The organism is Streptomyces solitudinis (assembly GCF_036323765.1).
Classification (GTDB): Bacteria; Actinomycetota; Actinomycetes; order Streptomycetales; family Streptomycetaceae; genus Streptomyces.
Genome location: NZ_JAZDCW010000005.1, coordinates 185,563 through 197,903, shown reverse-complemented (window position 1 = coordinate 197,903; position 12,341 = coordinate 185,563). Strand labels below are relative to the sequence as shown.

General features: G+C 73.6%; 9 protein-coding genes. 3 read left to right on the top strand and 6 right to left on the bottom strand.

Annotated elements, in window-relative coordinates:
- The first annotated feature begins 149 nt into the window (after window positions 1-149).
- Window positions 150-1,388 (top strand): serine hydrolase domain-containing protein, encoded by a 1,239-nt coding sequence (locus V1J52_RS14990; RefSeq protein WP_330140290.1) that lies wholly within the window; start codon window positions 150-152, stop codon window positions 1,386-1,388.
- Window positions 1,389-1,477: 89 nt separating this feature from the next.
- Here the strand turns inward: V1J52_RS14990 and V1J52_RS14985 are convergent, their stop codons facing one another.
- The 3 genes from V1J52_RS14985 to V1J52_RS14975 are packed head-to-tail and all read right to left on the bottom strand — an operon-like array spanning window position 1,478 to window position 4,217.
- Window positions 1,478-2,374: a 4-(cytidine 5'-diphospho)-2-C-methyl-D-erythritol kinase gene (locus tag V1J52_RS14985; protein WP_330140289.1), complete on the bottom strand. Its 897-nt coding sequence runs from the start codon at window positions 2,372-2,374 to the stop codon at window positions 1,478-1,480.
- A complete protein-coding gene (gene rsmA, locus V1J52_RS14980; protein ID WP_330140288.1) occupies window positions 2,371-3,345 on the bottom strand; it encodes a 16S rRNA (adenine(1518)-N(6)/adenine(1519)-N(6))-dimethyltransferase RsmA in 975 nt (324 codons plus the stop codon). Before rsmA ends, V1J52_RS14985 begins: the two co-directional genes overlap by 4 nt.
- 41 nt (window positions 3,346-3,386) lie before the next feature.
- On the bottom strand, window positions 3,387-4,217 hold the full coding sequence (locus V1J52_RS14975) for a TatD family hydrolase (protein ID WP_330140287.1): 831 nt from the start codon (window positions 4,215-4,217) through the stop codon (window positions 3,387-3,389).
- Window positions 4,218-4,565: 348 nt separating this feature from the next.
- Between V1J52_RS14975 and V1J52_RS14970 the strand changes: the two genes are divergently transcribed.
- Complete coding sequence (locus V1J52_RS14970) at window positions 4,566-6,071, top strand: Cys-Gln thioester bond-forming surface protein (protein ID WP_330140286.1); 1,506 nt, start codon at window positions 4,566-4,568, stop codon at window positions 6,069-6,071.
- A gap of 86 nt (window positions 6,072-6,157) precedes the next feature.
- On the opposite strand, the gene V1J52_RS14965 is transcribed toward V1J52_RS14970, so the two are convergent.
- Both V1J52_RS14965 and rsmI read right to left on the bottom strand, forming a co-directional pair.
- On the bottom strand, window positions 6,158-6,457 hold the full coding sequence (locus V1J52_RS14965) for a hypothetical protein (RefSeq protein WP_330140285.1): 300 nt from the start codon (window positions 6,455-6,457) through the stop codon (window positions 6,158-6,160).
- 161 nt (window positions 6,458-6,618) lie between these two features.
- Window positions 6,619-7,461: a 16S rRNA (cytidine(1402)-2'-O)-methyltransferase gene (rsmI, locus tag V1J52_RS14960; protein ID WP_330140284.1), complete on the bottom strand. Its 843-nt coding sequence runs from the start codon at window positions 7,459-7,461 to the stop codon at window positions 6,619-6,621.
- 103 nt (window positions 7,462-7,564) lie between these two features.
- Between rsmI and V1J52_RS14955 the strand changes: the two genes are divergently transcribed.
- Entirely contained in the window at window positions 7,565-9,271 is a 1,707-nt protein-coding gene (locus tag V1J52_RS14955) for a dolichyl-phosphate-mannose--protein mannosyltransferase (RefSeq protein ID WP_330140283.1), read from the top strand.
- A gap of 2,091 nt (window positions 9,272-11,362) precedes the next feature.
- Here V1J52_RS14955 and V1J52_RS14950 read toward each other — a convergent pair.
- Entirely contained in the window at window positions 11,363-12,103 is a 741-nt protein-coding gene (locus V1J52_RS14950) for a GntR family transcriptional regulator (protein WP_330140282.1), read from the bottom strand.
- Between the last annotated feature and the right edge of the window lie 238 nt (window positions 12,104-12,341).

Genomic DNA, 12,341 nt, shown 5'->3' with positions numbered 1-12,341 from the left:
ACGCGCGCGGCCACCCGTCTTCTCGTTCCCGGCGGCGGCCACCCCGCCGCCCCCGACGCCGTCCCCCCTTCCCGGCGGCCGTCCGCCGTCCCCGCGCCCGGCCGCCCGCTGTGACCCCCGGTCGTCGGCCCCTGGCCGCCCGTAGGACGATGGGGGCGGAAACGAGAAGCACGAACGGCAGGAGCGGCAGCGCAGTGACCGACGTCCAGGGCACGGTGGCCACCGGTTACGAACCGGTGCTGCACGCCTTCCGCCGCAACTTCACCGAGCGCGGCGACGTGGGCGCGGCCCTCACCGTCTACCGCGACGGACGCCCCGTCGTGGACCTGTGGGGCGGCCGGGCCGAGGCCGACGACCCCACCGGCGCACGGGCGTGGGCCAGGGACACCGTCCAGATCGTGCGGTCCGCGACGAAGGGCCCGGCCGCCGCCGTCCCGCACCTGCTCCACCAGCGCGGACGGCTCGACCTGGACGCACCCGTCGGCACCTACTGGCCGGAGTTCAAGGCCAACGGCAAGGACCGCGTCCTCGTGCGCCACCTGCTGGCCCACCGCGCCGGACTGCCCGCGCTGGACGCCCCGCTCACGCCCGCGCAGGCCCGCGACGGTGTCAGCGGCCCGCGCGCGCTGGCCGCGCAGGCGCCGCTGTGGGAGCCGGGCACCGCCCACGGCTACCACGCGCACACCTACGGCTGGCTGCTCGGCGAACTCGTGGCCCGCGCCACCGGGCAGTCGCTCGGCACGTGGTTCGCCCGGGAGGTCGCCGGACCGCTGGGCCTGGACCTGTGGATCGGGCTGCCCGGCGCCGAACAGCACCGGGCCGGACGCATCGCCCCCGTGCCCGCCCCCGAGCCGCCGCCCTCGGCCGGACTGCGCGTGCGCCCCAAACCCGCCGTGGCCGACGCCTACCGCGACCGGGACTCCCTCACCCGCCGCGCCTTCGCCGCCGTGGACCCGGCGCCGGACGAGAACGACCCCGCCTACCGCGCGGCCGAGCACCCCGCCTCGGCCGGAGTGGGCACCGCGCGGGCGCTGGCCCGCTTCTACGCCGCCCTCACCGGCCCCGTGCACGGACCGGTGCCCGGTCCGAGGCTGTACGTACCGGCCACCCTCGCGCTGGCCCGCACCGAGGAGTCGGCCGGACCCGACCGGGTGCTGGTGGTCCGGACCCGGTTCGGCTCCGGGTACATGCTGCACGGCCCCGCCTCCCCCATGCTGACGCCCGCGTCCTTCGGCCATCCCGGACGCGGCGGGTCGCTGGCCTTCGCCGACCCGGAGGAGGGCATCGGCTTCGGCTACGTCACCGCGGGCCTCCAGCAGTCGCTCACCTCCGACCCGCGCCCGCAGGCGCTGATCCGCGCCCTGCGCGGCTGCCTCCGCACGGGCTGACCCGGCCGCCGGGGCGGCCCCGGGCCCGTGCGCGGTGGTGGTGCGCCGAAAGGTGGCGTGCGGGAGGCGCGCGGGCCGTGCGCCGCGCGTCAGGGCAGGAGCGTGGCGCCGGGGGCCGGGGCGGTGGTGACCCGGGCCGTGCGGCAGGTGCCGGACGCCGTCAGCGCCCCGGCCACCTCGGTGGCGGCGGAGGCGTCCGCGGTGAGGAACGCGCAGGTCGGGCCGGAGCCGGAGACGAGCGCCGCCAGCGCGCCCGCCGCCCGGCCCGCGGCGAGCGTGTCGGCGAGCGCGGGCCGCAGGGACAGCGCGGCGGGCTGGAGGTCGTTGGCGAGCGCGGCGGCCAGCGCGGCGGCGTCCCCGTCCCGCAGCGCGGCGAGCAGCCCGGCGGACGCCTCGGGCGGCGGCACCGTACGGTCCTGCGCCAGCCGGTCGAACTCGCGGTAGACGGCCGGGGTGGACAGGCCGCCGTCGGCCACCGCGAACACCCAGTGGAACGTGCCGCCGACCGGCAGCGGCGTCAGCAGCTCGCCCCGGCCCCGGCCCAGCGCGGCACCTCCGAGCAGCGAGAACGGCACGTCGGAGCCCAGCTCGGCGCACAGGTCGAGCAGCTCGGCCTCGGAGGTGCCGGTGCCCCACAGCGCGTCGCAGGCCACCAGGGCGCCCGCCGCGTCCGCGCTGCCGCCGGCCATGCCGCCGGCGACGGGGATGTCCTTGGCGATGTGCAGGTGCACGTCCGGCGCGAGGCCGTGCCGCCCGGCCAGCAGCCGGGCGGCGCGGGCGGCCAGGTTGGTGCCGTCCAGCGGCACCTGCCGGGCGCCGGGCCCGGAGCACGTCAGCTCCAGTCCGGGCGCCGGGGCGGCGGTCACCTCGTCGTGGAGGCCGACGGCGAGGAAGACGTTGGCGAGGTCGTGGAAGCCGTCGGGCCGCGCCGGGCCCACCGCCAGCCCCACGTTGACCTTGGCCGGAACGCGGACGGTGACGCTCACCTGGTCTCTTCCTCCGTGGACGGCCCGGACGGACCGGACGGACGGTCTGGCCGGGACAGCCCGCCGGGCCGGGACGGCCCGCCGGGCGCGCCCGGCGGCAGGTGCTCGGCGATCGCGGCGAAGTCCTCGACGGTCAGCGACTCGCCGCGGGCCTGCGGCGAGACGCCCGCCGCCGTCAGCGCGGCCTCGGCGGCGGCCGCCGAACCGGCCCAGCCGCTCAGCGCCGCCCGCAGCGTCTTGCGGCGCTGCGCGAAGGCGGCGTCCACCACCGCGAACACCTCGGCCCGGCTCGCCCGGGTGACCGGCGGGTCCCGGCGGACGAGCGAGACCAGCCCCGAGTCCACGTTCGGCGCGGGCCAGAAGACGGTGCGCCCGATGGCCCCGGCCCTGCGCACCTCCGCGTACCAGGCCGCCTTCACCGACGGCACCCCGTACACCTTCGAGCCGGGCGGGGCGGCCAGCCGGTCGGCGACCTCGGACTGCACCATCACCAGCGTGCGGTCGATCGTCGGGAACGTGGCCAGCATGTGCAGCAGCACCGGCACGGCGACGTTGTAGGGCAGGTTCGCCACCAGCGCGGTCGGCTCCGGGCCGGGCAGCGCCGTCACCCGCAGCGCGTCCGAGTGCACCAGCGCGAACCGGTCGGCGGCCTGCGGCAGCCGCGCCCCGACGGTGGCGGGCAGGGCGGCGGCCAGGGCGTCGTCGATCTCCACCGCCGTCACCCACCGGGCGCTCTCCAGCAGTGCCAGGGTCAGCGAACCGAGCCCCGGGCCGATCTCCAGCACGACGTCGTCGGGCCGCACCCGCGCGGTGCGCACGATGCGCCGCACGGTGTTGGCGTCGATGACGAAGTTCTGGCCGCGCTGCTTCGTGGGACGCACGCCCAGCGCCGCCGCCAGCTCGCGCACCTCGCCCGGCCCGAGCAGGGCGTCCGGCGGCGGCTGGGGGGAAGGGTCGGGGGCTGTGCTCACCGGGGCAGTTTACGGGCCGTGCGCACGGCGTCCGTACCCGCTCAGTACCCGAAGGCCCGCGCGGTGTTCGCCGCCACGTGCTCCGCGAGCACGTCCACGTCCGTCCCCCGCACCTCGGCCATCGCCCGCAGCGTGACCGGGACGAGGTACGGCGCGTTCGGCCGTCCCCGGTACGGCTCGGGGGTGAGGAAGGGCGCGTCGGTCTCCACGAGCAGCAGCTCGGGCGGGGCGACGGCCAGCGCCTCCCGCAGCGGCCGGGCGCTCTTGAACGTCACGTTCCCCGCGAAGGACATGAAGTAGCCCTTCGCCGCGCACACCCGCGCCATGTCCGCGCCGCCGGAGAAGCAGTGGAAGACGGTGCGCTCCGGGGCGCCCTCCTCGTCCAGCAGCCGCAGCACGTCGTGGTGGGCCTCGCGGTCGTGGATGACGAGCGCCTTGCCCAGCTCCTTCGCCAGCGTGATGTGGCGGCGGAAGGACTCCTGCTGGGCGGCCACGCCCTCGGGTCCGGTGCGGAAGTAGTCCAGGCCCGTCTCGCCCACCGCGAGCACCTGCGGCAGCGCCGCCAGCTCCGCGATGCCCGCGAGCGCCGCCTCCAGTGCCTCGCGCCCCTCCTCCAGCGCGAGGCGGGGCGCCTCGTTCGGGTGCAGTGCGACGGCGGCCCACACGCCCGGGTGCTCGGCCGCGACGTCGGCCGCCCAGCGGGCGCGCGCCAGGTCGCAGCCGATCTGCACCACCGTCGTCACGCCGACCCGTGCGGCCTTCTCCAGCGCCTCCGCGACGGTCGTGTCCTGCATGTCGAGGTGCGTGTGCGAGTCCGCCACCGGCACGTCGAGGGGCACGGGCAGCGGCGGGGCGGGCTGGCTGGTCGGCATACCGCGATCATAGGCAGGCCGTCGGCCGGGAGGCCCACGTCCCCTCGGCGTCCGGCCGTTGAGGGCCCGCGCGGCGGAACCGCGGGGCAGGGCACCGGCGTCCGTCAGTCCGGGGCCGGATACCGTCGGTTCAGACCCAATCTGACGGAGGGCCGCCCACGGAACCCGGGTATCTGATAACAATCTCTGGTCGGAACGGGCAACTGACGCATGACCCGGAAGCCGCGAGGCTCTGCTGTCCCCGTTGCTTCCGTTGTCCCCGTTGTCATCGACCCTGACTTCTTCGGCTCACCTGAACACTCGTGCGGCGCGGACGGGCCACCGTCCCTCTGCGCTGGAGGGAAGACCATGCAACCTGTTCACAGACGGGCAGTAGGACGTATCGCCGCCGCTGTGCTGGCGCCCTGCCTGCTCGTAGCCGGGGGGATAGCCGGTGCCGCTCCCGCCGCGGCGGACGACAACCCCGGGCAGCCCGGTGGCGCGACCGCGACCCTGGACGGCCTGAAGACCTACGCCAACGCGGTCATCAACCAGCCGGACGGCACGAAGGACACGATCAGCGCGGGCCTCTTCGAGATGACCGTCGACGGCGGCGGCACGCTCAAGACGTACTGCATCGACATCGGCCGCAATACCGTGGACAAGGCCCGCTACGGCGAGGTGTCGTGGAGCGAGTCCTCGCTCAACGACAACGAGAAGGCCGGCCACATCCTGTGGATCCTCCAGAACAGCTACCCCCAGGTGAGCGACCTGGACGCGCTGGCTGAGGCCGCCGGAATCCGTGCCGGACGGCTGACGCCCAAGACGGCCGCCGCCGGCACGCAGGTCGCCATCTGGCGCTTCTCCGACGGTGCCGACGTGGTGGCCAAGAACGCCGCGGCGGAAAAGCTCGCGGACTACCTCGAAGGTGCCGCACAGGACGTCGCCGAGCCCGCCGCCTCGCTGTCGCTCAGCCCGGAGGCCGTCTCCGGCAAGGCCGGCGAGCGCCTCGGACCGGTCACGGTGGACACCAACGCGGCCTCCGTCAGCATCGGTGCGCCCGAGGGCGCCGAGGGCGTGCGGATCGTCGACGCCGACGGCAACGTCGTCACCACGGCCGCCGACGGCGGGGAGCTGTACTTCGACGTGCCGGAGGGCACCGAGCCCGGCAGCGCCTCGCTGTCCGCGCAGGCCGCCACGCAGGTGCCGATCGGCCGCGTCTTCTCCAGCATCGGCGAGGTCAAGAGCCAGACGCAGATCCTCGCCGGTTCCACCGAGTCGACGGTGACCGCCACGGCCACCGCGACCTGGGCCAACGAGGGTCCCATCCCGGCGGTGACCGCCGAGAAGAACTGCGTCGCGGGCGGCGTCGACCTCACCGTGACGAACGAGGGCGACGAGACCTTCGAGTTCACCGTGGGCGGCGAGACGCACCAGGTGGAGCCGCAGGGCGAAACGACCGTCACCGTCCCGGTCGGCGAGGACCAGCAGTACGCGATCACGGTGACCGGCACGAACGGTTTCGAGGCGACCTTCGAGGGCGTCCTCGACTGTGAGACCGAGGGCACCTCCGGCGGCGGCAGCACCGGCGGCGGGGACGACACCACCGGCGGCAGCACCGGCGGCGGCGACGGCACCTCCGGCGGCAGCACCGGTGGCGAGGACGACACCACCGGCGGCACGACCGGCGGCGGCGAGGGCGAGACCCCGCAGGAGGAGTCGAAGACCCCGGTGGGTGACGGCGACCTCGCCGCCACCGGCAGCAGCAGCAACACGCCGCTGATGATCGGTGCCGCCTTCGGCCTGATCCTCGTCGGCGGTGCGGTCACGCTCTTCCTCCGCAAGCGCAAGTCCTCCGGCGTGACCGGCGCCTGACGGCGACGCACGCGGACGACACCGGCACACAGGCCGCCCCGGGCGCATCCCGCGCCCGGGGCGGCCTGCGTCGCGATCCGGTGGTCCTAGTCCCGCAGCGGGGGCCAGCCGCGGCCGAGGGCGGAGTGGACGGCGGACGCCTGCCCCGCCCGGACGACGCGGACGTTGTGCTCCCCGCACTGGCGGCAGGTGAGCCGGTTGAGCGGCGAGGGGACGCGCCGTCCCGCCGTGTAGTAGAGGTAGAACGGGCGGTCGTCGCTGTCGAGGTGGTGCTCGATGTCGTACGTCTGCTCCCAGGCGTGGCCGCAGGCCAGGCAGGCGAACCCGTACGCCTCCCGTGCCGTCCGCAGCGGCGGGGTCCTCGGTGTGTCCGCGGAATCCGTCATGGCCGCTCCTTTCCCCTGCCCTGCCCCCGTCCCGTCGGCGGCACGTCCGATTCCGTCCCTTACCTCACGATACGTTCCCCTCCGCCCTGCTGCCGTGCGCGCGCACGGCAGCAGGGCGGAGGGCCGGGGCGCCGGGCAGGTCGGGCGGGTCGGCCGGGGCGTCAGGCGCGTTTCGCGGCGACGACCGCGTCGAAGACCTCGCGCTTGGGGACGCCCGCCTGCCTGGCCACCGCCGCGATGGCCTCCTTGCGGGGTTCGCCCGCCTCCTCGCGGGCGGCCACGCGCCGCGCCAGCTCCGCCGCGTCCAGCTCCTGCGGGCCGGGCTCCGGGGCACCGGACACCACGACGGTGATCTCCCCGCGCACGCCGCCCTCGGCCCAGGCGGCCAGTTCCGAGAGCGGACCGCGCCTGACCTCCTCGTAGGTCTTCGTCAGCTCCCGGCACACCGCCGCCGGACGGTCGGAGCCGAACGCCTCCGCCATCGCGGCCAGCGTCGCCGCGAGCCGGTGCGGCGCCTCGAAGTAGACGAGGGTGCGCCGCTCCCCGGCCGCCTCCGCGAGCCGGGTCCGGCGCTCGCCCGCCTTGCGCGGCAGGAAGCCCTCGAAGCAGAACCGGTCCACCGGCAGCCCGGACACCGCGAGGGCGGTCAGGACGGCGGAGGGACCGGGTACGGCGGTCACCGCGACGCCCCGGTCCACGGCGGCGGCCACCAGCCGGTAGCCGGGGTCGGAGACGGACGGCATGCCCGCGTCCGTCACCAGCAGCACCCGCGCCCCGCCCGCCAGGGCCTCGGCCAGCTCCGGGGTGCGCGCGGCCTCGTTGCCCTCGAAGTACGAGACGACCCGCCCGCCGGGCTGGACGCCGAGCGCCTGGGTGAGCCGCCGCAGCCGCCGGGTGTCCTCGGCGGCGACGATGTCCGCCCCGGCCAGTTCCACGGCCAGCCGCGGCGGGGCGTCGGTGACGTCGCCGATGGGCGTGCCTGCGAGTACGAGGGTTCCGGTCACCGCCCCATCCTCGCACCCGTCCGGCGCCCGCACGCGCCCCGCACGTGCCCCGCCGGGCGGGCGGCCGCGGGGCACCGGCGCGGCCGTTCCCTACGATGTCCCGGTGAGCAGTGAGACCGCGACGCCCGCCGAGCAGAGCGCGGCCCCCGAGCACGACGCCCCGACGGCCTGGCAGGACCGGCTGCGCCGCTACGGGTACGTGCCGCCGTCCCGCCCGGACGTGCGCGAGCGGCTGGTGCCGTCCTTCCCCCGTTCCGGCATCCGGGTGTGGTCCGCGCTCGGGGTGGAACCGCGGTGGCGCGGCTGGGGCGGACCGCTGCTGGTGGCCCTGTTCGCGGGGCTGCTGCGGTTCTGGCGGCTGGGCCATCCGCACGACGTGATATTCGACGAGACGTACTACGCCAAGGACGCCTGGGCGCTGCGCGAACTGGGCTACGAGGGTGCCTGGCCGGAGAGCGCCAACCAGCAGATCCTGGCCGATCCGCAGGTGATCCCGCTCAGCGGCGACCCGTCCTACGTGGTGCACCCGCCGGTCGGCAAGTGGGTCATCGCGCTGGGCGAGCAGTTCTTCGGGCTCACACCGTTCGGCTGGCGCTTCATGGTGGCCGTGCTCGGCGCCCTGTCGGTGCTGATGCTGTGCCGCGTCGGGCGGCGGCTGCTGCGCTCCACGGCGCTCGGCTGCCTCGCCGGGGCGCTCATGGCCGTGGACGGGCTGCACTTCGTCATGAGCCGCACCGCGCTGCTCGACCTGGTGCTGATGTTCTTCGTGCTGGCCGCGTTCGGCTGCCTGCTGGCCGACCGGGACCACTCCCGCGCCCGGCTGGCCGCAGCCCTGCCCTCCGGGCCACCCGGCGGCCGGGGCCCGGGGGAGGCGCGGGGCGTCGCCGACCGGCTGAACCTCGGCCTGCGCCCGTGGCGGCTGGCCGCCGGAGTGTGCCTGGGCCTGGCCGTCGGCACCAAGTGGAGCGGCCTGTACGTGCTGGCCGCCTTCGGGCTGCTCACCGTCGTCTGGGACCTCAACGCCCGCCGCACCGCGGGGGCCCGGCGACCGGCCCGCACCACGCTGCTGCGCGACGCCGTCCCGGCGTTCGTCTCGCTGGTGCCCGTCGCCGCCGTCGTCTACCTCGCCTCGTGGACGGGCTGGTTCGCCACCGGAGGCGGCTACTACCGCGACTGGCACACCGGCGCGGGCGCGGACAGCGCGTGGAGCTGGGTGCCGGGGCCGCTGCGCAGCCTGTGGCACTACGAGGCGCAGGTCTACGAGTTCCACGTCGGCCTCACCGACGAACACGCCTACGACTCCAACCCGTTCAGCTGGCTGGTGAACGGGCGGCCCGTCTCCTACCACTACGAGTCGCAGGACTACGGCGACCCGGGCTGCACCGAGCCGAGCGGCTGTGCCCAGGAGGTGCTGGCGCTGGGCACGCCCGTGCTGTGGTGGGTGGGCTGCGCCGCGCTCGTCTACGCCCTCTACCGCTGGGCGCTGCGCCGCGACTGGCGGGCCGGGGCCGTGCTGTGCGGGGTGGCCGCCGGGTACCTGCCGTGGTTCCTCTACCAGGAACGCACCATCTTCTTCTTCTACGCCGTCGTGTTCGTGCCGTTCCTGTGCCTGGCGGTGGCGATGCTGCTGGGCGCGGTGGCCGGGCCACCGGGCGTCACCGAGGGGCGCCGCGCCGTCGGCCTGGTGGCCTGCGGCGTCGTCGTGCTCCTGGTCGCGTGGAACTTCGTCTACTTCTGGCCGCTGTACACCGCGGGCGAGCTGTCCATGGACCAGTGGCGGGCCCGCATGTGGCTCTCCACGTGGATCTAGCTGCGAAAACGCGGCTTACGACGGCCGACGACGCCCGGCGCACACCGGGCGTTGTCGGCCGTCGCCGGTCGTCGTTGGTCGCCCCTTGACGGCCCACAGACGGCCCGGAGCCCGGCCCGGGGGAGGGGCGAGAAGGACGGCCTTCGGCCGACGACTGCCGGGCGCCTATGGCCGTGGGCGTTGTCGGCGTACTGGCGGCGGCCGGGGCGGGTGGTCCGCATGCTGTCCCTTCGGGGCCGCTAACGCTAGCGGCCCCGCTCGCTAGCGTTAGCGGCCCCGCTAGCGGCCAACACCGCACCTGACCAGGCCGCTAGCGGATAGTGGCCTGACCTGGGCGACCACGAGAACCCGGGTTTGGAGGCCCTGATGCCCCTCGTCCTTCCCGCTCTGGCACTCCTGGGCAGTGGGGGCGCCCTCCACTGCCCAGGAGCCGTGTGCCGGCAGGAAGAGGCCACAGCCGTGCGGCGGGTGGCTTCTTCTCCCGTCGCGTGTCCGCAGACTGTCGCCTGTCGCCCACTCCCGGCCGGACCCCCAAAGCCTGTCGAAACACCTGTGACCCCCCTTTGATCTGCGGGGCGACAGACGACAGACACACGACAGACAGGTGACAGACGACAGGGTGACACGACAGGGGCGCCACGCTCAGTGCCGCCACGATCTCCGGCCCGCACGGGGCCGGTGGGGCTTTTCAGGGGGCGCCCCTTTAAAAGCATCGTGGAGTCCCGCTGCCCGCGCGTTCCTCTTCACACGCTCCGGCACCCCTGGCTTTCACTCTTCTGAGAGAGCTAAGGGGATACAGCGTCCGCAGCGTCCGAAGCCCCTTCCGCACCCCGTCTGAGCTGCCGTTTTGGTGTGGACGCTAAACGTTTCGTCTAGTGTCCAACAGTGTCCGCAGCGTCCGGGCACACCCCGTGATCAGGCACGCGTTTTCCCAGGTCAAAGATGCTCTTAGGAGGGGGAGGTGTGTGGACGCTAGCGGTCTCGCATGCCCGGCCGACTGGCTTCGGCAGGGCGTCAGGGCCGTGCCGGCCGACCCGTTCCCAGCATGCGGGCCGTGGGGAGACGGGACGCTTCCGGCCGGGGAGGAAAGCCAACGCACCTCGCGAACCTTCTCCACGACACACCCGCCCGGGGATGTTCCAGCCTCCCCGCTCCACGCCAGGGCCACAACTGTGCGCCCCCGCAACGCCTCCCTTAAGAGCTGTTGTTCCGCTGTGCCCCTGGGCGCTCATACGGGCTGACACCCCTTCCCAGCAGCAGTGACACCGGCTGACACCTCACCTGGCACTCAGGGGGTGTCAGCCGGTGTCAGGTGGGGTGTCAGCCCAGTGATCCGGGGGTGTCAGGTGGTCGTATCGGGGTGTCAGGCAGGGTGTCAGAGGGGTGTCAGCCGGGTGTCAGCTCACGTGCGCGCACGCGTTGACCTATAGAAACCCGGCCCCGGGGCGGCTGACACCCCCGCTGACACCTTGCCTCCCCCCGCTAAGAGCTGGTCCGGGCCACGCACTGAGGCCCCGGTTACAGTCACACAGAGTGGAGGGAGGCGTTCAGGGAGGCAGGGAGTTCTCCCTGAACGCCTCCCTCCGCCTCTCGCCCCCGCTGAACAGGCACGTAGGCCGTTTCAGGGAGTCAGGGAGGCGGGAGAAGCCCTATGCCGGGCGGGGCAGGAGACCGCGAATTCGTCCCGCGTAAGGGGTCTGTCTCCCTCCCTGGCACGCTGTGTAGCCACGGCCCCCGGCAGACAAGAGGAGCACACCGCTCCGGGTGCCGGGTGCTCCTCTTGTCTGCCCCTACGATCGCGGCCGGACGGCGCCACAGTCGCCACGCGCTCGCACTGCGGCTGCCAAGGGTCGTGCCGACGAGCGATGGTGACTACGGCGGCCGTCCAGCATCTTCACCGGAGTCCCGGGGAACCGCTGCTAGACCTAGCGACAATGTGTGCTAGGTCTAGCAGCGGCCCTAGCAGTGCAAGCACCTTCTGACCAGCTGTCTAGCTTCTAGCAGCTCCTGTGCGGATGCCGGTCGTACGTCCCTGCAACGGCGGGTCAGAGCTCCCTTCCCACCGCTAGGCGGAAGCGTCAGGCGCTGAGGTCAGTCGAGCTCATACTCAGCAGAGAGCTCCCGGCCTGGCCCAAGGAAATCGATCGCGTACTCAGTCATTTCGCCGTGCTGGTCCCAGTAGCAATTAGTCATCGTGAGCGCTGGACTGTCAGGCTCGACCCCCAGCACTTCGGCCACATCACTGGGCACTGGCCTGATGGCCACAACGTCCCGTCGGCGGACGGCGCGACGGCCGGTCCGCTCTTCCACGAGGCCGAACGTCATCTTCGGCAGCGGATCGGTGGACAGCAGTTCCGGCGCCGACTCAGCGAACACACCCGGCAGCCACGAAGTCGAAAGGCTCACGACCCCTTGGCCGTCCTTGTAGACGCGTTCCCGCTGCACTACGTCCTCCCCCTCAGACAGCCCGAAGGCTGCCGCGACGGACTCAGGGGCCGGGACCAACTCAGAGAACAGCACCTCGGTTCGCTCGCCATCGCGGAAGCCGCTGCCACCCGCTCGCAGCATGGTGAGCCGATCAGGCCCCGTCGTCTGGCGACGCCGTGCACTCACGATCGTGCCAACACCCGGAATTGACTCTGCGAACCCCTCGGAGCGCAGAACCGCAGCTACACGCGTGGCGGTCGCTGTGGATACCCCCTCCGTCCGCTCGATCTCCCGGACGGAAGGAATGCGGTCCCCCGGCAGAAGTTCCCCACGCTCGATTCGCTGCCTGATCTTCGCAGCGATCCGCCGGTAGGGGGGCATCGCCTGCTGGCCGTTGTCCACCATGAAGACCCTCCGCTCTAAAGCGCTTCAGCACACCTCTTGACGAGATGGCCGCTCTAGAACACTCTAGAGCTGAGCAAGGCCGAACGACAGGCGCGACCTAGCCAAGCTGGCGCCTGCCCATGGTCGAAACACGTACGCCCTGGCGGGGTGCCACCCGCCAGGGCTGCGCATCCAACGAGATTGGGGTCTCCAGATGCACGACGAGAGTAGCGCGACGGTCGGTCGGTTGGTCGATGGA